Here is a 21,173-nt window from a genome sequence, read left to right as displayed (position 1 = left end):
CTGCTCGCGAAGAGGCCGGAACTGTCAGCCAAGTCCCCTGCTGGTAGAGACGGACAAGTTTTTATGAATCGTCCTACATGATCTGCAGAGCCCATGAACTGTGCCCTGAATAGCCACGATGCTAGTTTGCCCGACGTTCCCGGAGGGCAGATTTTGACGATAAAAATGGCTGTGTTGCTGAGCACTTTCTCACTGGCGTTATCCGGCTGCGGGACCGCTGTCACGGTGCTGCAGGATGACGAAGAGGTCGCCCGTGGCCTCAGGAAGCAAAAGACCTACTGCCAGTCCATCCCTCGCATCTATAGCGGTCTGGCTCACGATTTTTGCGTATTGAACGCACCGCCCGATCCCACCGGTATTCTGGTGCCGTTCGTATTGCTGGATCTGACCCTTTCGGGTGCCTTCGACACGATTTCCTTGCCCTACACGATTTACCGGCAGGCTACGGACGGCAATATCAGGATTTACTGGCGGGCGGGTCCTGGATGAGCAAAGGAGAACGCTTGGGCTCGGCGTCATCTTCACGGCGCTGATAAGGGCAGGGTCATTCCCGCCACGTTTACGCTATAATCCCGCCCTTTAGCTGTCTCTCGCCCCTTGCGAGGGCACATTAATTTTTGAGGCGCATTGCGCCTGCATGCAGACTAAAGAGGCTAGACCCCTGTGGCATTGACGATTCTTGGCCTGTCCGGCGCCCTTAGCCATGATCCTTCCGCAGCCTTGTATATCGACGGCAAGCTGGTCGCGGCGGCTGAAGAAGAGCGCTTCGTGCGCGATAAACATGCAAAGAACCGCATGCCTTACGAATCGGCGAAGTTCTGCCTCGAGCAGGCTGGCATCAAGCCGTCCGACGTTGATGTGGTGGCGATTCCGTTCGCGCCGATCAGCCTGTTCGGCAAGGCGCGCTGGCACTACGCCAAGCGTTACTGGTACGCCCCGGACCGCGCCCTCGACGCGATCCTGATGGGCAATCGTCGCTACAAGCGCTATCGCAACAAGATTGTCTGGTGCCTCGAGCAACTGGGCTTCGATCCGAAGAAAATCAAGATCGAGCCGGTCGAGCACCACCTGGCCCACGCCTCCAGCGCTTACCACTGCTCCGGTTTCAAAGAGAAAACCGCGATCCTGGGGATCGACGGCAAGGGCGAGTACGCCACGACCTTCTTCGGTTACGGCGAAAACGGCAAGATCCACAAGATCAAGGAATTCTTCGATCCGGACTCCCTCGGCGGCCTGTATGGCGCAATCACCGAGTTCCTCGGTTTCGAGATGCTCGACGGTGAGTTCAAGGTCATGGGCATGGCGCCATACGGCGACGCCAGCAAATACGATTTCTCGCGTCTGGCCTCGTTCGAGAACGGCGAGCTGGTGATCAACACCGACTACGCCAACGTCATCGGCCTGCGTCGTTATAAAGAGAAGGGCAAGGGTTTCTACTTCTCGCCGAAACTGATCGAGTGGCTGGGTCCGAAGCGTGAAGGCGATATCGCCGACGAGCCGTACATCCACTACGCCGCGAGCATGCAAGCGCTGTTCGAGAAACTGGCGTTGCAGATGATCGACCACTACCTGGGTGATGTGCTCAAGGAAACCGGCAAACTGGCCTTCGCCGGTGGCTGTGCGTTGAACGTCAAGCTGAACCAGAAAATCATTGCCCGCGACGACATCAAAGAACTGTTCGTTCAGCCTGCCTCCGGCGATGCCGGTACCGCGGTCGGCGCTGCGGCTTACGTGTCCCACGCCCGTGGTGTACCGGTCGAGAAGATGGAACACGTCTACCTCGGCCCGTCCTACAGCAACGAAGACGTGCTCGCTGCCTGTGCCCGTCACCCGAGCAAGCCCGCGTGGCGCAAGCTTGAGAACATGCCGCAAAGCATCGCCAAAATCATGGTCGACGGCAACCCGGTGGCCTGGTTCCAGGGCCGCATGGAGTTCGGTCCGCGCGCCTTGGGTGGTCGTTCGATCATCGGTTGCCCGAGTGCTGTCGGCGTGGCTGACCGGATCAACCATCAGATCAAGTTCCGCGAGCGCTGGAGGCCTTTCTGCCCGTCGATGCTCGACACCGTGGCTCCGCAGATGATCAAGATCGATCACCCGGCGCCGTTCATGACCTTCACCTTCGAAGTGGCTGAAGAGTGGAAAACCCGTGTGCCGGAAGTCGTCCATGAGGATGGCACGTCCCGGGCCCAGGTGCTCAAGCGCGAATACAACCCGCGCTACTACGACATGATGAAGGCGCTGGAAGTGCTGACCGGTAACGGCGTGTCGCTGAACACCTCGCTCAACCGTCGTGGCGAGCCGATGATCTGCTCGCCGACCGACGCCTTGAACATGTTCTTTGGTTCCGACCTGCAGTACCTGATCATGGAAGACATTCTGGTGGTCAAAGAGGGCGCGGACGCTTATGACACGCTCGGCTGAACGCCATGTGCTGCAGTTTTGTCACGGCTATGACGGGCCGTTTCTGGACTGCGCCCGGCAGTACGCCAGCCTGTTTGCGGGGACCGGTTATCGCGTGACCACGGTGTTTTTGACCGGGGCTGCAGATAGCCAAGTCGCCGCGAGCTGCGCTTCCGATGAAGTGCTGTTCATGGAGTACAGCTCCAAGGCCATTCGTGGCCTGAAGCTGGGCGCCATCGGCGATCTGCGCAAGATCGCCGCGTCGCGCAACTTCAGCTTCTGCATTGCTCACCGTTTCAAACCGATCTACATCGCCTTGCTCGGTACTTCGTTGCCGGTCATTGGCGTGCATCATGCGTTTGGCGATTACCAGCGCAGCACCCGCAAATTTTTCGCGAATATTTTCCGCAAGCGCCTGAGCCTGATCGGCGTCTCCGATGCGGTACGTGACGACATGCGCCGTTGCTTGCCGAAATGGCCGGCCGGGCGGATTCAGACGCTCTATAACCGTATCGATGTGCCAGCGTTGCAGACCAGTCAGGTATCGGTTCGTGAGGCCCGGGAAACCCTCGGTCTATCGATGGATGCCTGGATTGTCGGCAACGTCGGGCGCCTGCATCCGGACAAGGACCAAACCACGTTGCTGCATGGTTTCGCCGCGGCATTGCCGGGGTTGCCGGCCAACAGTCAGTTGGTGATCCTGGGCAGCGGTCGGCTGGAGCAGGACCTCAAGGCCCTGGCGCGTGAACTGGGTATCGGTGATCGCGTGTTGTTCCTCGGTCAGGTGCCAGAGGCGCGTCGTTACTTCCGCGCCTTCGATGTGTTTGCCCTCAGTTCCGATCACGAACCGTTCGGCATGGTGTTGCTGGAGGCCATGGCCGCCGGTGTGCCGTTGCTCGCCACCGCGTGCGGTGGGGCCAGGGAAGTGGTCGAAGGCGTGGGCATTCTGTTCCCGCTGGGTGATGCCGAGCACCTGGCGCAAGGGTTGCAGCATCTGGCCGCGATGGACGAGCAGCAACGTCGCCAATGTGCCGAGCTGATGTTTGACCGCTTGCGTGAGCGCTTCTCCGATCGCGCGGTGCGCGACGCTTTCTGGCATTTGCCGCACGTTACCGAACTGGCACCGAGGGGCTGATGCTCAACCGATTTCAAAGCTGGCGCGAACGTGGCTGGGCGCAGGTCGACGCCTCGGCTTATGCACAGGCCTGGCAACGTTTTGGCGGCAGCGTCGCAACTCATCCTCTGGTGGTCGAACGTCTGGCACAGTTGGCCGACATCCCGGTGCGCTATCTGGCGTGGGAGCAGGACGGCGAACTGAAAGCCGCCATTCCAACCTGGGGGCGCGACCTGGCGCTGTCCAAGGACGTGCTCAAGCGCAGTGGTAAAAAAGGCCTGTTTGACCTCGGCAATGCCGAGTTGATCCTGCCGGCCGCCGCTGATGCCCAGGCACCGCTGCGCCATCGCGGGCGTTACCTGTCGGCGCTGAGCGAAGGCCGCTTCACCGGCATCAAGTTGCAGACCGAACAGCTGGCGTTGGCCCGGACACCTGAAGAGCTGTCGAAGAAGTTTCGCTACAACCAGCGCCGGGAATTGCGTCTGCTGGAAGAGGCGGGCGGCGTGGTGCGGCCGGTTGCCGAATTTTCCAGCCGTGAACTGGCGGTTATCTATTGTGACCTGTTCCAGCGTCGCTGGGGGTTTCCGGCCACCGGTGCCGAGCGCATGGGCGAAGTGATCGAATTGCTGCGTGAGTTGCTGATCGGCTCGGTGATTTTCCTCAACGACGCACCGATTGCGATTCAACTGGTGTACCGCGTCGAGGCGCCGGAGTGGATCAGCGTCGAGTACGTCAACGGCGGTGTCGATCCCGAGACCCGCGAGTTCAGCCCCGGCAGCGTACTGAGCTTCCTCAACACCCAAAGCGCCTGGGAGCACGCACGCGCGTTGGGTAAGCCCCTGCGGTTTTCCTTTGGTCGGACCGACCGTGAGTACAAGGACCGCTGGTGCAATTCTGTGCCGGTCTTCACCGTATGAGCCAACCCATGAGCCGCAAACAGCAACTGCTCAAACGCCATCGGCGCAACAAACGTATCGGTCTGTTGATCGCGTTGATGCTGTTGATCGCCATCGGTGTGCTGGTGGCCTGGTGGCTGCCGCTGGTGCTCGCGGTGCTGGGCTGGATCGCCCACGAGGCGTGGTTCGCCGACCATCTGTTTTATTCGCCCAAAGACGATTACCAATACAGCTTCCCGCCGTACACACCGCAGCCAAAAATTCACTTGGACGGTGAACGGCTGCGGCTGGACGAGGGCGTCATGCTGGTCGATGACGCTACGCTGGTGCTGGCGCTGCGGGTGAAAAGCACTTGGCTGGGGCGCTTTATCGATCCGGTGGTCGAATTGTCGGGGGGCGATAATCCCGACCGACAAACCTTCGAACGCGGTGTAAACGGCCTGCGTTACCTCAACCTCAGTGGTCAGGCGCACGTGCTGTCGAAAGGCGAGCTGCGTTTGCGCGGGCGATTCTGCCGATTGCTTGGCGAACCTGTGCTCTGGGCGTTCGAGCAACCGGACTACCGTCGTCAGCGAGTGATGGTGATTGCACCCCATGCTGATGACGCCGAATTGGCCGCCTACGGTTTGTACAGCCAAGCCGACGAAGCCTGGATCGTCACCCTGACCGCGGGTGAGATCGAAGCCGAACACTATCAGCAAATGGGCCTGAACAAGGTCGAGTCGGCTCGTCTCAAGGGCCGTTTGCGCGCCTGGGACAGTATCGCCGTGCCGCGCTGGGCCGGGGTGCCTGAAGCCCATTGCGTACAGCTGGGGTATTTCTGTCTGCAACTGGCAGCGATGCAGGCCGCGCCGGACACGCCTGTGGGGTCGCGGGAAGCAGACTTGAGCGACACCCGGTTGTTCCGTCAGTTGAATCCATTTGTTCTGCCGGGCGATGTCAACGGTGCGCCGACCTGGAACAATTTGCTGGCCGATCTGCGTGAATTGTTGCTGCGAGCCCGTCCGGAAGTGATCGTATTGCCACACCCGACCCTCGATCCGCACCCCGACCACATTTGTGCACAGGAAGCGGTCCTTGAGGCATTAAAGGGGCTTGAATGGCAGCCGACCACCGTGCTCGGCTACGCCAATCATCTGCATGACAACGATCGCTGGCCAATGGGCGACGCCGGGCATGGCATCGCCCTGCCGCCGGCATTCGATTCGGCAACGTCGATGCAGCCTTGCTGCCTGCCAATGCCCTTGGCGCTTCAGCGTGATAAGGCCATGGCGTTGGGCATGATGCACGATCTGCAACCGACCCTGCCGTTCAAGCGACGTTTGCGACGGTTGATACAGTGGTTGCTGGCCAGTAGAGTGCCAGCTATCTATGGAGAGAACGATTTCTTTCGCAAAGCGGTCAGGCGCCACGAGTTGTTCTGGCTTCTGAAGCATGATGAAACATTTGGGCGACAGAAATGAAGTACAACGCGGCCTAGCATGGCCCGTATATAAGCAGCAGTGAGTATTTCTGTGATCAATCCATGCCCGCGTATTCTTTTCTTGATCCCGTATTTCGGTCATTGGCCGTTCTGGATGCCGTTTTTCCTCGAGAGCTGCCGACGCAACGCCAATATCGACTGGTTGCTGTTCAGTGACTGTGGTACGCCCGAGAATCTGCCGCCCAATGTGACTGTCGAGGCCATGAGCTTCAGTGAGTACTGCGCGCTGGTGTCGCGGCGACTGAATATCGACTTTGCGCCTGATACCGCGTACAAGCTCTGCGACATCAAGCCGGCCCTGGGGCATATCCATGTCGACCGCCTGCAAGGCTATGATTTCTGGGCGTTCGGCGATATTGATCTGGTGTATGGTGACCTGCGAAGTTATTTCACTGCCGATCGGCTGGCCAGTTATGACCTGTTCTCCACCCATGAACGACGGGTGGCGGGGCATCTCTGCCTGATGCGCAACACCGCCCGCAAGCGTGAGTTGTTCATGCAGATGAAGGACTGGCAAGCGCGCTTTGCCGATCAGGCGCATCACGCGCTGGACGAGGGGGCGTTCAGTCGAATCTTCCTCTGGCGCAAGAATTTCCCCGAGCCTTTGTTCTCCCTGGTGGGCAAGTTCAATCCGTGGCGTCGACGCAGCGAATTCACCGAAGCGTTCAGCACTCCGGGTGGCTGCATCAAGTGGCATGACGGCACGGATGACTTTCCACATCACTGGTACTGGCGCAATGGTTGTTTGAGTAACGATCGCGATGGCGATCGCCGGTTTCCGTATTTCCACTTCGTCTGCTGGAAACGCAACGAATGGTCACGGTTGCCCCCACCCGATCCGGCCGAGATCAGGCGCCTCGCCGCCGAACCGGCCTGGGTCATCGATGCGACTGGTTTTCACCGGGGAGAGTTATGAGTCAACGGTCAAAGGTTCTGCAATTGCAACCTGACTACAACGTCAAAGCCCATGATTTTGCCGACCTCGCGGAGCAGATCGTCAAGGCCCTGCCGAACGATCGCTATGAAGTGACCGCGGCGTTCCTGCGCGGCAAACCCGGGCCTGGCGAGGCGGTGAGCCGCGCGGACCGTTCGGTGTATTTCGAGTTTTCCGACAAGTCCCTCAAGGGCATGCGCCTGCGCGCCATGTGGGAGTTGTACAAGTTCTGCCGCACAGAAAAATTCGATGTGGTGATTTGCAACCGCTTCAAACCGGTGAACATGATGCTGGCGCTCAATCGCTGGTTGAAAGTACCGCTGTGCATCGGCATCTCCCACGGTTTTGGCGAGTACGACCGGTTTTACCGGCGTCGCCAGACCCAACGCCTGATCGATCGCCATTGGCGCTTTGTCGGCGTGTCGCCAGCGGTCAAACAGTACCTGCTCGAATGTGACTGCGGCTTTACCGATCAGAATACCTACGCGATCACCAACGCCATCGACATCGAACAGGCCGAAGGTTTGCAGCACAGCCGCGAGCGTGCCCGGGAGTTGTTGGGCATCGACCCGTCGGTGCGTTTGATCGGCGCATTGGGCCGGTTGGTGCCGGTCAAGGGCCACACCTATCTGTTGCAGGCCTTTGCCGCCCTCAAGGACAAATACCCGAACACCCAACTGGCAATCATCGGGGCGGGGCGCGAAGAGTCGCGCCTGGCCGCCGAAATCGAGCGCCTGGGGCTGACCGGCCGCGCGCATTTGCTGGGGTTCAGGGAAAACGCCTTGCAGTATGTTCGGGCGTTCGACATCTGGACCATGCCATCCCTGGCTGAAGGCCTGGGGCTGGCGTTGCTCGAGGGCATGAGCGGGCATCTACCGGTGATCGCCTCGAACGTGCCGGCCATGTTGCCGCTGATTCAGGGCGCGGGCGGTCTGGCGATTACCCCGGCGGACGTGCCGACGCTGGTCGCGGCACTGGATAACTACCTGAGCCTGTCGGACGACGAGCTCAAGGCCAAGGGCGAACAGGCCTACCGTTATCTGCAGGAACAACACGACATCGAGGTGTTCCGTCAGGAATACCTGAACCTGATCGACTCCGGCTTGAGCCTGGCCCGCAAGGAACAACCATGAGCGACGCGCAACCTCTCGTCACGGTCATCATTGCGTCGTACAACCACGGCCGCTATATCGAGGAAAGCATTCTCAGCGTCCTCAACCAGACCTACGAAAATATCGAACTGCTGGTCGTCGATGACGGCTCCAGCGATGACAGCGTCGAGCGGATCAATGCCTTGCAGGCGCTGCACGGCTTCGATTTTCGGGTTCAGCAGAACCAGGGGCTGACCAACACCCTCAATGGCGCCATCGCTCGTTCAAAGGGCAGCCTGATCGTGCCGTTCGGTTCCGACGACATCATGCTGGCGGAGCGGATCGCCATTCAGGTGGCCTATATGGATGGCAAGCCCGAGGTCGGGATCTGCGCTGGCAACATCGAGCTGATCGATGCTGACGGCAACCTCTACCCGGAGAAGCGTCAGCGCCGCGATGTGCCGTTCCGCCGTCTGGATTTCGAGGATATGTTCCTGGAGCGCAAGCCCTATCCGCCGGCACCGACCTTGATGATCCGTCGTGAAGCGCTGGACAAGGTAGGCGGCTTCGATCCGAACATTCGTCTGGAGGATTTGCTGATCGAGTTGAAAGTGACCCGCGCCGGTTACTTCATCGATGGCCTGAATGTGCTGATGGCGCGCTATCGCAAGCACGCCACCAACTCCTACAAGAATCACCGCTTCATGGTCGACAACATCCTGCGCTCCTACGCGCTGTTCAGCGATCATCCGCTGTACGACGAGGTGCGTTACAAATTCCTCAGCTCGATGTTTCTGAAAACCGCCAATCGCGACCGCAAGCTGGCGCGGGAGCTGCTGGCGCAGATACCGTTCAAGGCCTGGAACAAGAAGACCTGGCGAGGGCTGGGGCGGTTGTTTTTCTCACCCTTGGAAAAGGACTGAGACATGGGCTGGATACAACGCTATCGAGAAAAGCGCGCCAAGCGGGCGATTCGCAAGTTGCCGAAGATCGAGCGGGGTATGGCGCGTTTCAAGCTGCGATACCCGGAGTACACCTTCGGTCGTGGCAGTTACGGCTTGCCGCACGTTCATGACTGGAAGGAAGGTTCGACGCTGAGCATTGGCGCGTATTGCTCGATCGCTGAAGGCGTGCAGATTTTTCTCGGTGGGCATCACCGTGCGGACTGGGTCACCACGTTTCCGTTCCCGGCGATGGTTGCACAGGCCTCGCATATCAGTGGTTACAGTGGCACCAACGGCGATGTGAACATCGGCAACGATGTGTGGCTGTGTTCCAACAGCACAATACTCTCGGGTGTGACGGTGGGGGATGGCGCAATCGTCGCGGCGGGTGCGCTGGTGACTCGCGATGTCGAGCCCTACGCGGTGGTCGGTGGCAATCCGGCGAGCTTTCTGCGTTGGCGTTTCCCCGAGGAGCAGCGTTTGCTGCTCCTCCAGAGTGCCTGGTGGGACTGGCCGGAGGCTGAGTTGTGCGGCCTGGCCGACAAACTTTGCAGCGATGATATCGAAGGCTTCCTTGCGTATGCCCGTCAGCGGCAGCCCCAATGATTGTTCAACGTTGTTGAGCGATTGTCTCCGAGAGCTTTTTCTGCCCTTTCCTTTTTTGGCGCAGCCACTTCACGGTTTTCTTTCCTGCATTGATGCCCGGCTTTTCGATGTACAGGAATGTCAGGCTGCTGATGATGATCAGCAGGCAACTGCACAGGGCGAGCAACGGTAGGAATATCCAGGTTTCCCGGGTATCCAGCTGCAGTACCAACGGCAGGCGCTGCACTATCGCCCAGAGCACGAACCCGTGCAGCAGATAGACGCTGTAGCTGATTTCTCCAAGCCAGCGAATGCTGCGCGGTTTGAGGGCGCCAAACAGTGTGTTGCCAGACGCAACGATCACAAAAAACAGCGAGAGCAACAGCAGTGGCATCAGGTCGAACGCGCGGTTGAATGCCGTAAATGCAATCGCCAGGGCCAGCAAGGCGATGATCCCCGCCAGTCGGGTCTGACTCCAGGCCACAAGGTGCGGCCGGCGAATCCAGTACGCGGCGCCGATGCCGCCGAGGAAGCTGGCCAGGAAGTGCTTTTTCAGCGAGTGCTCCCAGCCGACCAATTGATACAGGGCATAAATGCCGATCAGGCACAGCCCCACTTGCAGCCAGCTGCCGCGATAGATGAACACCATGGCGGCCAGCGGCAGGGCCAGATAGAAGAACACTTCGTAGCCCAGTGTCCAGGTGACGTTGGAGATCAGCATGCCGGTTTGCGGGTACTGATTGACGTCCGGTCGGTCGAAGGTCAGCCAGGCCAGCGTCTGGCCGATCAGTTGCGTCGCGGGTTCGTTGAATTCCCAGTTCTGCAGGTAGAACACGGTGACAAACACAATCAACATCAGCGGCAGGTACAGCGGGTAGAGACGAAACAGCCGCGATATCGCGAAGGCCAGCCAGTCGTGTTGGCGCCCCTGGGTGAGCAATCGGCTCCAGAACAGAAAGCCGGTGATCATGAAAAACAGCGCGACGCTGGCCTGACCAAGCTGTGAGTAGAAATTGCTCGGTGGAAATTCGATCACGCCGGTCCGCAGGAAGATCCAGGTAATGATTGAATGGTGCACGAACACGCCGAAAGCCAGATAGCCGCGCAGCCCATCGATGCTGGCATAGCGGCTCTCACCGGCATGCCAGAGGTGTCGGGCGATTTTCGGAACGGCGCGCAACAGCAGCGCGGCGGTCGCGATGGCCAACAGGTAGGCTGCCAGCGCAATAAGCGGGTTGGTTTCAACCATTAATGAGCCCGGGCCGGATGGCTCCCGGCCAGCACTTGCCTGTGCAGGTTATCCGCAGCGGATTTCGACGCTATCACGGCGTAGCCTTGGAGTAGCGCGTCAAAGTAGTCTTCGAACAGCCAGCGTCGATCCTCGGTGTAACGCTGCATATGACGCAGGTTGCGCCGACGCAGGGACAGACTCAGCGATGACGGATAGATGCGCATATCCGCCAGATCGATCAGGCCGAATTCACCGTCATCCAGTACCAGTACGTTGCCCAGGTGCAGGGAACGGAAATAGACGCCTTGTTCATGCAGTTGCGCCATGAACTTGCCGAAACGCTCAACCAGCGCCTGACGCACCGCGGGCGCGGTTATGCCTTGAAGAACCTGGCGCAAGGTACTGCCCGGCAGCGGTGAATAGTGCACGGCACTGCTACCGTCTTTGAGTCGGTACAGGTCCAGAATTTGCGGGGTCGGGATACCCATGTTGCGCAATTGCTGGCTGTTGGTGGCAAAACGTTCGGAATAGGGGTTGAAGCTGCCCGAGGTGTACCAGCGGCGGCGACGGAACAGCTTGAGGAAGCTACCATCGACCAGACGCAGGACTTTAGGCCCCAGCCCGTCTTCTTCGATCACCTGGGCATTGGCGGTCAACTGTTGCAGGGCCGTCGGCGTCAACATCTTGATCGGCATCGCCAACAGGCGTCTGGCACGCTGGTTGATGCTCAGGGCGGCGATCAGTGCCAGCGGTATCCACAGCAGGAACCAGTGCTCCTTGGGCCGGGAGATGATCCCGCCACCTTCGGTCAGGCCTGCGCCGATGCCAAATACCAGCCAGGTCGAGGTGATGATGAACAACGGTTGCAGGCGATACCGCCAGCTGTTCAGCAAGCTCCAGACCTGGAAGAACAGCCACGGCAGCAAGCCGAAAATACCGACGTAATAGAGCACCCCCAAGGCGAAGCTATGAGGCTCTTGCAAGGTGTAACCGATGCCGGGATCGAGGGTCAGGGTGGCGTTGTAGCCATGACCGATCCACGGGTGATCGGCAATTTTGTGCAAGGCCAGCTGCCAGATTTCAAAACGATAGGAGTCGCCGCGTTCGATGATCATCCGCGAAAACAGTACGGCAACCGCTGCGCCGCTGATCAACAGGGCACTCAGCAATACAAAAGAGCGACGGTTCCAGCTGATGAAGCTCAGCCAGAGCGCAGCCAGTGTCAATGCAACCAGCGGAGTTCTGGAGCCGGTGGCGATCACTGCGGCGAACATGATTGCCATCGCCGGGACGCTCAGCCAGAGCATCTGGCGACGCTTGCTGGTCATGCTCAAGCTCAGCCAGTAGGTACAAAAAAAGCCGAATGCGTGGGAACTGAGCAGTGGATTGTCGAATGCGCCACCCCCGATCAGGCGCATGCCCGGCTCGTAGATGCGGGCAAACATGAACAGGTTGTAGACCGAAGCGATCAGCCCGACCATCGCGGCACTGAACAGTAAGGGCTGGACGATCTCGCTTCGGTGGCGCACCAGCAGGTAGCAGCCAGCGAACAGCAACAGTGTGTGCACGGCGGGTTTGAACTGGCCAATCACGCTGTGCTCCATCGGCGGTCCCCAGCTCAGGCTGAGCAAGGCCCAGGCGGCGAACAGCAGCGCCGCGACGACAATCGGTTCGCGCAGCAACTCTTTGAGTTCACGGGGACGCAGGCAAAGGGCGATAAACGATGGAATGCTGAACAGGCCATAAAAAAGCTTGTGATGCAGGCTGCGCCCCGGCAGAAAGAACAGCGCACACAGGAGCAGGAAGTAGCCGAGTGGAAGAATCCAGAGGCAAATGAAATCGAATACTCGATTGGACGTGCTGTTGAAACCACTGAGTTGCATGCTGAGAGATTCAATCCTGTGATCGGTCATTTCGGGATGATGGCTATTTGATGTTGATTGTGAAGCTTACAATAACAGCCTTTATGCGATTGCCAGAACCCTGAAGAAGCTGTGCTAAAGTCAGCGTCCTTTTTATCGACATTCGCGTGATATGACCGACTCCAGTCTCTGCGCAAGCCCATCGAGCTTGAAAATCTACTTCCGCCTGCTCGGCTATGTCCGGCCGTACATCAGTCTGTTCCTGATCAGCATTGTCGGTTTTCTGATTTTCGCTTCGACTCAGCCAATGCTTGGCTACATCCTCAAATACTTCGTCGACGGCCTGTCCAACCCTGAAGCGGCGCTATTTCCTAGCGTGCCTTACCTGCGTGACCTGCAACTGCTGCAGGCTGTGCCTTTGCTGATCATCCTGATTGCGGCATGGCAGGGGCTGGGATCTTATCTGGGCAACTACTTCCTGGCCAAGGTTTCCCTCGGGCTGGTCCATGACTTGCGCGTACAGTTGTTCAACAACCTGCTGGTCTTGCCCAACCGCTACTTCGACAAGCATAACTCGGGTCATCTGATTTCGCGCATCACCTTCAACGTGACTATGGTCACGGGGGCGGCGACAGATGCGATCAAGGTCGTAATCCGTGAAGGTATGACGGTGATCTTTCTATTCATCTCGCTACTGTTCATGAACTGGCGCCTGACGCTGGTCATGGTTGCGATCCTGCCGTTGATCGCCTTGATGGTGCGCACCGCGAGCAAGAAATTTCGCAAACAGAGCAAGAAGATCCAGGCTGCCATGGGCGACGTGACCCATGTGGCTTCGGAAACCATCCAGGGCTATCGCGTGGTGCGTAGTTTCGGCGGCGAAGTCTACGAAGAAAAGCGTTTCTTCAACGCCAGCCAAGGCAATACCGACAAGCAACTGCGCATGACCCGCACCGGCGCCATCTATACGCCGCTGCTGCAACTGGTGATCTACAGCGCCATGGCGGTGCTGATGTTCCTGGTACTGTTCCTGCGTGGCGATGCGTCCGCCGGTGACATGGTGGCCTACATCACTTTGGCGGGCCTGTTGCCCAAGCCGATCCGCCAATTGTCCGAAGTCAGCTCGACCATCCAGAAAGGTGTGGCCGGCGCCGAGAGTATCTTCGAGCAACTGGATGTCGAACCCGAAGTCGATACCGGCACCATCGAGCGCGATGCGGTCAGCGGTCGGCTGGACGTGCGTCACTTGAGCTTCACCTACCCGGGCACCGAGCGCCAGGTACTCGATGACATCAGCTTCTCGGTCGAGCCGGGGCAAATGGTGGCACTGGTGGGGCGCTCGGGCAGTGGCAAGTCGACCCTGGCCAACCTGATTCCGCGCTTCTATCACCACGACAAGGGCGAGATCCTGATCGATGGCGTTGAAGTGGAACAATACAAATTGCTGAACCTGCGCAAGCACATCGCTCAGGTGACCCAGCATGTGACGCTGTTCAGCGACACCGTGGCCAACAACATCGCGTATGGCGATCTGGCTGGCGCACCCCGCGAAGACATCGAAAAAGCGGCAAGAGACGCCTACGCGATGGACTTCATCGCGCAGTTGCCCGAAGGCCTGGACACCCAGGTCGGCGAGAACGGCGTGTTGTTGTCCGGCGGTCAGCGCCAGCGCCTGGCGATTGCCCGGGCCCTGCTGAAGAACGCGCCGTTGCTGATCCTCGACGAAGCGACTTCGGCCCTCGATACCGAATCCGAGCGGCATATCCAGGCTGCGCTGGACCAAGTCATGAAAGGCCGGACCACCCTGGTGATCGCTCACCGGTTGTCGACCATCGAGAAGGCTGACCTGATTCTGGTCATGGATCAGGGCCGGATCGTCGAGCGTGGCACCCATGCCGAACTTCTGGCGCAGAATGGCTACTACGCCCGCCTGAACGCCATGGGCCTCGACGCCCCGGCTGAAGACATTGCCTGACCCGATGCGAGGGTAAGCCTGGCTTACCCTCGCATTCACCGGCGTGCAACGCGTCCGGTGGATTGTATCCAGACCTTTACGCTTCTTGACCAAACCGGAATAAATCTCGGCAACGCGCTTGTTAAGGTTCCTGAACGAACTTTGACTTCAATCGAGGGGGCCATCCCTTTCGCGCGGGTATTGCCATGCTGCAACGTTATCTCTGGAAGCTCTTGCCCAAGCCGCAGCGGGCTTTTTTGCTGGGGCGCCTGTCGGTCGTGGATCGGCAGGTGATCAACAAGTCGATGTCGGCCAACCTGAGTTTCCCCCAGGCCTTCGAACAGCGTTCCTGTCTATTCATTCATGTTCCCAAATGTGCCGGGAGCAGCGTGTGTGCCGCGATGTTCGATGGCTGGAGCCCGGGGCACCTGCCGTTGTACTGGTACGAGCAGCAATTTCCGGAGCAGTTTGCCGCCAGTTTCAAGTTCGCCTTCGTTCGTGATCCTCTGGAAAGGGCTTACTCGGCTTATGCTTTTCTGCGGGGCAACGAGTTGGGCCGGCGCGATCAGGCGGCGCAGAAGCTGGTCAGCCACTACCGTGACTTCGATGATTTCGTCGCTCGCTGGCTGCATTCGGAGACGATCAGCCGCCAAATGCATTTTGCCGCGCAAACAGACTTTCTCACCGATTCCCTGGGGCATCTGGCGCTGGATTTCATTGGCTATCAGGAGCATCTGGAGCGGGATTTCCGGCTGGTCTGCGAACAGCTGGGCCACTCGGCGGTGCTGCCCCACGTCAACGGTTCGCAGCAGCGGCGCCCGATGCTTGCCCGTGATTTCTGCTCGGTGCGTACCCGTCGGCTGGTGCGCCGGGTGTACCAGCGCGATTACGAAATGCTCGGTTATGAATGAGGGCCGGTCGATGCCGATTCCCCGGATCAGGCCTTACGCTTTATCGCTGTCGAGCGGCGACCGGGCGGCAATCAAATTCCAGCACCCCCGTTGCCTCTGGCTGACGGGTTTGTCAGGGGCGGGCAAGTCGACACTGGCCAATGCGCTGGAGCTGCAACTCAATCAGCACGGGCTGCACACGTTTCTGCTCGATGGCGATAACTTGCGCAACGGCTTGTGTCGTGATTTGGGGATGGGGCCTGAGTGTCGCCGGGAAAACATTCGGCGCATGGCTGAGGTGGCACGGCTGATGGTCGACGCCGGGTTGATAGTGATTGTTGCGGCGATCTCGCCGTTTCGCGCCGAGCGTGACGCCGCGCGTCGATTGTTCGCCGAGGGTGATTTCATTGAGGTGTATGTGAGCACGCCGTTCGCCGTGTGCGCGCAACGCGACCCCAAAGGTTTGTATCAAGCGGCCCGGCAAGGGCGAATCAAGGACTTCACGGGAGTCGACAGCCCTTATGAGGCACCGTTGACGGCGGAGTGCGAGATCGATACCCATACGCTGCAACTCGCGGATGCTTGCCGTCGGCTATCGCTGTTTTTGCTCGATAAATGAGCAGAAAGTCCCGCCGATTCATCCGGTTGCAGCCGTCACGCAAGCCAGCGCCAACCCTGTGTTAATATCGCGCCCTTGTTCATTTTGTATGTGGGTTGCTCCATGAAGTTGTCCATGCCGCGATTCAATCAAGCCCCTGTCTTGGTGGTCGGCGATGTCATGCTCGACCGTTACTGGCATGGTGGTACCTCACGGATCTCCCCTGAGGCGCCGGTACCGGTCGTCAAGGTCGAGCAAATCGAAGACCGCCCGGGCGGTGCCGCCAACGTTGCCCTGAACATTGCCGCACTCGGTGCGCCGGCCTCGCTGGTCGGCGTGACCGGCGACGACGAAGCGGCCGACAGTCTGGTCAATAGCCTCAAGGGCGCCGGCGTACGGGCGTTGTTCCAGCGCATCGCGCACCAGCCGACCATCGTCAAGCTGCGGGTCATGAGCCGTCACCAGCAATTGCTGCGGATCGACTTCGAAGAACCTTTTGCCACCGACGCCCTGGCGCTGGGCGAGCAAGTCGACGAATTGCTCGAAGGCATCAAGGTGCTGGTGCTGTCCGACTACGGCAAAGGCGCGCTGAAAAATCATCAGGTGCTGATCCAGGCCGCCCGTGCCCGTGGCATTCCAGTGTTGGCCGATCCTAAAGGCAAGGATTTCTCGATCTACCGTGGCGCGAGCCTGATTACCCCGAACCTCAGCGAATTCGAAACCATTGTCGGCGGTTGCGCCGATGAGCATGAATTGGTGAGCAAGGGCGCGCAGCTGATGCATGACCTGGACCTCGGTGCCTTGCTGGTGACCCGTGGCGAGCACGGCATGACGCTGTTGCGCCCGGATCATCCGGCGCTGCACCTGCCGGCCCGTGCCCGTGAAGTATTCGACGTGACCGGCGCCGGTGACACGGTGATTTCTACCCTGGCGGCGGCGATTGCCGCTGGCGAAGAACTGCCCCACGCGGTAGCTCTGGCCAACCTGGCGGCGGGCATCGTGGTCGGCAAGCTCGGTACGGCGGCGATCAGCGCGCCGGAACTGCGTCGCGCGATCCAGCGTGAAGAGGGTTCCGAGCGTGGCGTGCTGGGGCTCGAGCAATTGCTGTTGGCGGTCGACGACGCACGTGCGCACAACGAGAAGATTGTCTTCACCAACGGCTGCTTCGACATCCTGCATGCCGGCCATGTGACGTACCTCGAACAGGCGCGGGCCCAAGGCGATCGTCTGATCGTGGCGGTCAACGACGATGCGTCGGTGAGCCGCCTGAAAGGGCCAGGTCGTCCGATCAACAGCGTCGACCGTCGCATGGCGGTACTGGCAGGTCTGGGCGCCGTGGATTGGGTGATCAGCTTCTCTGAGGGCACCCCGGAAAACCTGCTGCGCGAGGTCAAGCCGGACGTGCTGGTCAAGGGCGGTGATTATGGGATCGACCAGGTCGTCGGCGCAGACATCGTCAGCGCTTACGGCGGGACCGTGAAAGTGCTGGGACTGGTGGAAAACAGCTCGACTACGGCGATTGTCGAGAAGATCCGCAATCACTGACCGAGCATGATCCTTCCACTCTGTAGGAGGATCATGAAAAAGATCGCAGCCTTCGGCAGCTCCAACATGGGTGTACACATGTCCCTGTAGGAGCTGCCGAAGGCTGCGATCTTTTGCTTTATGCGATCTTTTGCTTCAAGAGCTGACTTTCTTGCGCGGCACGATTCTTTTCAGCAGTTGCTTCGCCTTCCCGCGTAACCGGGCTAAACCGGAGTCTTTGCCCGGCGGGCTCAAACCCTGTTGCCGCACCCAATCTTTCCAGCGAATCCGCTCATCCTTCACCAGCCAGCCTTCCTGCCGGGCAAAACTTTCTGCCAAATACAGCCCGCGGGTACTCGCCGGGTACAACTGATCCTTTTTCAGCGTATAAAGCTCGCCCATCGGCTGGCCGTCCTGCAGTGGCATCAAGTACAAATCGGGACGTTTGCGATCGAGCCGGGCCACCAATTGATCGCCCTCCAGCCGTTCGTCCACATGGAACAGGCTCAGGGATTTGGCTTCCTTGGGCACCTCCAGGCGCAAGTCGTAGATCAATTGCAGCGATGCGGTCGGCAAATGCACGTAGGCCCGCGGGCGTTCGATCAGCGGCATGTTGGCGCAGCGCACCGGGCGCGCCGAGCCGGACAGGGGCGTCAGGCGAAACGGCATGGCTTCGCGGTAATGCAGGGCGGACGAATAGGGCGCTGGCAGCCAGGTGTCGTTGAAGCGCCCGCTGAGCCAGCCTTCCGGGGTTTCCAGCAGGCATTCTTCGGCAATTTCCTGGGTCGCTGTGTGCAGCGGTAGATTCAGCTCATGGGCCGGTACGTAACCGGAGATCAGCTTGAGCACCACATCGCCGCGGTCCTGCCGACGCTGACGCACCAACACCCAGTAATCGCGATTCTGCCAATGCAGGGTCAGGCGCACCGAGACCCCGAGGTTCGCCAGCTCCAGGGCAAACCGCTCGCTGTCGGCCACTGTCACCGGGCGGCGACGTTGCAGGGTCTGGGAGAAATTCAACGGCATCCCGACGCTCTGGTAACTCAGGCCTTCGGGCGTTGCTTCGACGAATAACGGCAGGGTTTTGAAGTTGCTCGGGTTCTTTCTTATCAGCGTACGCGGCATGTCGGCTCCTGCTTAAGGCCGCGTGGGCGGCGTCAGTTGCTACGAAGGACCTGGGCAACGGTCGCGACGTTGTGGGCGAGGTGCAGCGGATTGATGGTCCCGACAATAGCACTGGCTACACCCGGGTGTTCAAACAGCAACTCGAAGCTGGCGCGCACCGGGTCCACGCCCGGGCTCAGGCACACGTGGCCGCTGGCCAAGGCTTTTTTGACCAGGATCGCTTTGCCGTGAGCAGCAGCATAGTCAATGACTGCCTTCTCGTTCTGTTCGTTCAGATTGTAGGTGACCATCGCGCAATCACCTTGTTCCAGAGCCTTCAAGCCGCCTTCGACGGTTTTGCCGGAAAAACCAAAACCGCGAATCTTGCCTTCGCGCTTGAGCTCGGCAAGGGTGGCATAGACCTCGCTTTCATTCAGGATCGCCAGGTCGTTGCCGTCGGAGTGCACCAAGACCAGATCGATAACATCCGTTTCCAGATGTTGCAGACTGCGTTCGACCGAAAAGCGAGTATGGGCGGCGCTGAAGTCGTGACGCGACTGGCCGTCGGCAAACTCTTCGCCAACCTTGCTGACGATCACCCAGTCCTGGCGTTGACCTCGCAGCAACGGGCCGAGACGCTCTTCGCTGCGGCCATAGGCCGGGGCAGTGTCGATCAGGTTGATGCCCAGGTCGCGCGCGAGTTTGAGCAGCCTGCGCGCTTCGTCATCGCCGGGGATCTGGAAGCCGTTGGGGTATTTCACCCCTTGATCGCGGCCTAGTTTCACCGTGCCCAGACCCAGGGGCGAAACCAGCAGGCCGGTGCTGCCCAAAGGGCGATGCAGGTCGTGCAGGGTCGGTTGGCTCATGGCAGCAGTTGCTCCCAGGCAGGGACGCCCATCGGCGGTTTCGGCAGTTCAGGCAGCGGTGCCGAATGGCTCGGCTGGATGCCGTCACGTTGCAATGAGGCCAGGACGCGGTCGGCGAAGTCCGGTGCCAGGGCCAGCTTGGTGGGCCAGCCCACCAGCAGACGATCCTGCTCGGCGAGAAAGGCGTTGTCCGGGCGGGTCAGGCCCGATTGCAGCGGCTCGGCGCGGTCAACCCGCAAGGTCGCCCACTGCGCGGTGCTCAGGTCGATCCACGGCAGCAGGTTGCCGAGTTCTTTTTGTGCGGTGGCGATCTGCGCCGCAGGGTCGCGGGCCACGCCTTCGGCTTCGGCGATGTCACCACCCAGGTACCAGACCCACTGGCCATCGGCGGCCGGGTGGGTGGTCACGGTGATGCGCGGCTTCGGCCCGCCGCCCAGGCAATGGGCATACAACGGTTTGAGGCCCGGGCCTTTGACGATGATCATATGCAGGGGGCGGCGCTGCATGGCCGGCTGGCTCAGGCCCAGTGCCGTGAGCAGGTCGGCGGTGCCGGCACCGGCGCTGAGGACGATGCGCTGGGCGCGGATCTCGCGTTCGTCGACTTTCAAACCGACCAGTTCGCCGTTTTCCAGCAGCGGTTCGATGTGCTGACCAGCCAGCAAGCCGTCGCCGGCCAGATCGGCCAGGCGTCGGATAAGGCTCGGTACATCAACCACCAGTTCCGCCAGGCGATAGACCTTGCCTTTGAAGCGCTTGTCTTGCAGGGCTGGCGGCAGCTGCTCGCCCTTGACCTGATCGACCCGCCCACGCACGGCTTTGCTGGCAAAGAAACTGGTGAGGTTGCCGGCGAGGGTGCCGGGGGACCAGAGGTAGTGAGCTTCAGACAGCATGCGTACGCCGGTCAGGTCCAGTTCGCCGTCGCCGGCCAGCGCTTCACGCCAGCGCCGCGGCATGTCGGCGATGGCTTCCGAGGCACCGGTCAGGGCGCCGTGCAGCGCGTACTTGGCGCCGCCGTGGATGATGCCCTGGGACTTCACGCTCTGCCCGCCACCGAGGCTGGCGCTTTCCACCAGCACGGTCGAAAAACCCTGGCGGCGCAGACGCGCATTCAGCCAGAGGCCGGCGACACCAGCGCCGACAATCAGAACGTCGGTAGAAATAACGGATGGCATGCAGCGACCTCAGTGTTCAAGACGAGGGCGCAGTATACAGACTCGATGCGCAGGGGATTTGTTGGTGATCAATAGAGCAGATGCAAAACCTGTGGGAGCGGCGGTGCGGCGATCCCACAATAGATCGTGCTTCGGGTTTTAGTGTCCGACAGTCTTGGAGAACAGCTGAATAACCACGACCCCCAGCACAATCAGCGCCATCCCCAGCATCGCCGGTACATCCAGCTTCTGCCCGTAGATAAACAGCGCCGCGACGCTGACCATCACGATGCCCATGCCGGCCCACACCGCGTAGGCCACGCCCACCGGAACGCTGCGCACCACCAGGGTCAGCATCCCGAAAGCAATACCGTAACCGACGATGACCAGCAGCAGCGGCAATGGCGTGCTGAAACCCTTGACCGCTTTCATCGAAACGGTAGCGATTACTTCGGCGCAGATGGCGATGGCCAGGTAGTAGTAAGCGGTCATGGGTCAATCCTCGTATGAAGCGTTGCTCTCTGAGGTCGGCATTTTAGAGATCCG

The 21,173-nt window shown here is 60.0% G+C and carries 19 protein-coding genes; 13 read left to right on the top strand and 6 right to left on the bottom strand.

Features of this window, described 5'->3' with window-relative positions:
* Positions 1 to 153: 153 nt before the first annotated feature.
* From QMK51_RS25975 to QMK51_RS25935, 9 genes are all read left to right on the top strand, one after another.
* Positions 154 to 489, top strand: a complete 336-nt coding sequence (locus tag QMK51_RS25975) for a YceK/YidQ family lipoprotein (RefSeq protein WP_258700799.1) — start codon at positions 154 to 156, stop codon at positions 487 to 489.
* A 174-nt stretch (positions 490 to 663) separates the two neighbouring features.
* Complete coding sequence (locus QMK51_RS25970; RefSeq protein WP_320392453.1) at positions 664 to 2,421, top strand: carbamoyltransferase; 1,758 nt, start codon at positions 664 to 666, stop codon at positions 2,419 to 2,421.
* Positions 2,405 to 3,535, top strand: a complete 1,131-nt coding sequence (locus QMK51_RS25965; protein ID WP_320392452.1) for a glycosyltransferase — start codon at positions 2,405 to 2,407, stop codon at positions 3,533 to 3,535. Before QMK51_RS25970 ends, QMK51_RS25965 begins: the two co-directional genes overlap by 17 nt.
* Entirely contained in the window at positions 3,535 to 4,431 is an 897-nt protein-coding gene (locus QMK51_RS25960) for an antimicrobial resistance protein Mig-14 (protein ID WP_258697868.1), read from the top strand. The genes QMK51_RS25965 and QMK51_RS25960 overlap by 1 nt, the downstream gene beginning before the upstream one ends.
* 8 nt (positions 4,432 to 4,439) lie before the next feature.
* Positions 4,440 to 5,873 carry a PIG-L deacetylase family protein gene (locus QMK51_RS25955; protein WP_320392451.1) on the top strand — a complete coding sequence of 478 codons (1,434 nt, stop codon included), beginning with the start codon at positions 4,440 to 4,442 and terminating at the stop codon, positions 5,871 to 5,873.
* A 51-nt stretch (positions 5,874 to 5,924) separates the two neighbouring features.
* A complete protein-coding gene (locus QMK51_RS25950; protein WP_320392450.1) occupies positions 5,925 to 6,809 on the top strand; it encodes a DUF6625 family protein in 885 nt (294 codons plus the stop codon).
* Positions 6,806 to 7,960: a glycosyltransferase family 4 protein gene (locus tag QMK51_RS25945; RefSeq protein WP_320392449.1), complete on the top strand. Its 1,155-nt coding sequence runs from the start codon at positions 6,806 to 6,808 to the stop codon at positions 7,958 to 7,960. Before QMK51_RS25950 ends, QMK51_RS25945 begins: the two co-directional genes overlap by 4 nt.
* A complete protein-coding gene (locus QMK51_RS25940; RefSeq protein ID WP_258697864.1) occupies positions 7,957 to 8,841 on the top strand; it encodes a glycosyltransferase in 885 nt (294 codons plus the stop codon). The genes QMK51_RS25945 and QMK51_RS25940 overlap by 4 nt, the downstream gene beginning before the upstream one ends.
* A 78-nt stretch (positions 8,842 to 8,919) precedes the next feature.
* Complete coding sequence (locus QMK51_RS25935) at positions 8,920 to 9,468, top strand: CatB-related O-acetyltransferase (protein ID WP_413817545.1); 549 nt, start codon at positions 8,920 to 8,922, stop codon at positions 9,466 to 9,468.
* A gap of 4 nt (positions 9,469 to 9,472) precedes the next feature.
* Here QMK51_RS25935 and QMK51_RS25930 read toward each other — a convergent pair whose 3' ends face one another.
* Together QMK51_RS25930 and QMK51_RS25925 are read right to left on the bottom strand one after the other, a co-directional pair.
* Positions 9,473 to 10,696 carry an acyltransferase gene (locus QMK51_RS25930; RefSeq protein WP_320392447.1) on the bottom strand — a complete coding sequence of 408 codons (1,224 nt, stop codon included), beginning with the start codon at positions 10,694 to 10,696 and terminating at the stop codon, positions 9,473 to 9,475.
* On the bottom strand, positions 10,696 to 12,561 hold the full coding sequence (locus tag QMK51_RS25925; protein WP_320392446.1) for an O-antigen ligase family protein: 1,866 nt from the start codon (positions 12,559 to 12,561) through the stop codon (positions 10,696 to 10,698). The genes QMK51_RS25930 and QMK51_RS25925 overlap by 1 nt, the downstream gene beginning before the upstream one ends.
* Before the next feature lie 151 nt (positions 12,562 to 12,712).
* On the opposite strand from QMK51_RS25925, the gene msbA reads away from it, so the two are divergent.
* The 4 genes from msbA to hldE all read left to right on the top strand — a co-directional run bounded on the left by msbA (position 12,713) and on the right by hldE (position 17,527).
* Positions 12,713 to 14,515, top strand: coding sequence for a lipid A export permease/ATP-binding protein MsbA (gene msbA, locus QMK51_RS25920; protein WP_320392445.1), 1,803 nt, complete (start codon positions 12,713 to 12,715; stop codon positions 14,513 to 14,515).
* Positions 14,516 to 14,700: 185 nt separating this feature from the next.
* Positions 14,701 to 15,405 (top strand): sulfotransferase family protein, encoded by a 705-nt coding sequence (locus tag QMK51_RS25915; protein ID WP_258697859.1) that lies wholly within the window; start codon positions 14,701 to 14,703, stop codon positions 15,403 to 15,405.
* Complete coding sequence (gene cysC, locus QMK51_RS25910; protein ID WP_320392444.1) at positions 15,398 to 16,003, top strand: adenylyl-sulfate kinase; 606 nt, start codon at positions 15,398 to 15,400, stop codon at positions 16,001 to 16,003. The genes QMK51_RS25915 and cysC overlap by 8 nt, the downstream gene beginning before the upstream one ends.
* Before the next feature lie 102 nt (positions 16,004 to 16,105).
* Positions 16,106 to 17,527 (top strand): bifunctional D-glycero-beta-D-manno-heptose-7-phosphate kinase/D-glycero-beta-D-manno-heptose 1-phosphate adenylyltransferase HldE, encoded by a 1,422-nt coding sequence (gene hldE, locus QMK51_RS25905; protein WP_258697857.1) that lies wholly within the window; start codon positions 16,106 to 16,108, stop codon positions 17,525 to 17,527.
* Between the two features lie 135 nt (positions 17,528 to 17,662).
* On the opposite strand, the gene QMK51_RS25900 is transcribed toward hldE, so the two are convergent.
* From QMK51_RS25900 to QMK51_RS25885, 4 genes are all read right to left on the bottom strand, one after another.
* Complete coding sequence (locus QMK51_RS25900) at positions 17,663 to 18,631, bottom strand: metal ABC transporter ATPase (RefSeq protein ID WP_258697856.1); 969 nt, start codon at positions 18,629 to 18,631, stop codon at positions 17,663 to 17,665.
* Between the two features lie 32 nt (positions 18,632 to 18,663).
* Positions 18,664 to 19,476, bottom strand: coding sequence for an aldo/keto reductase (locus QMK51_RS25895; protein WP_320392443.1), 813 nt, complete (start codon positions 19,474 to 19,476; stop codon positions 18,664 to 18,666).
* Positions 19,473 to 20,648, bottom strand: coding sequence for an NAD(P)/FAD-dependent oxidoreductase (locus QMK51_RS25890; RefSeq protein ID WP_320392442.1), 1,176 nt, complete (start codon positions 20,646 to 20,648; stop codon positions 19,473 to 19,475). Before QMK51_RS25890 ends, QMK51_RS25895 begins: the two co-directional genes overlap by 4 nt.
* 138 nt (positions 20,649 to 20,786) lie before the next feature.
* The gene (locus tag QMK51_RS25885) at positions 20,787 to 21,119 is read right to left on the bottom strand and encodes a DMT family transporter (RefSeq protein WP_258697853.1); all 333 of its coding nucleotides are present in this window, start codon (positions 21,117 to 21,119) and stop codon (positions 20,787 to 20,789) included.
* Positions 21,120 to 21,173: the final 54 nt, after the last annotated feature.

This window comes from Pseudomonas sp. P9_31 (assembly GCF_034008235.1).
Lineage (GTDB): Bacteria > Pseudomonadota > Gammaproteobacteria > Pseudomonadales > Pseudomonadaceae > Aquipseudomonas.
Note: the sequence above shows the minus strand (reverse complement) of the source record. Positions and strands in the feature narration are given on the sequence as shown.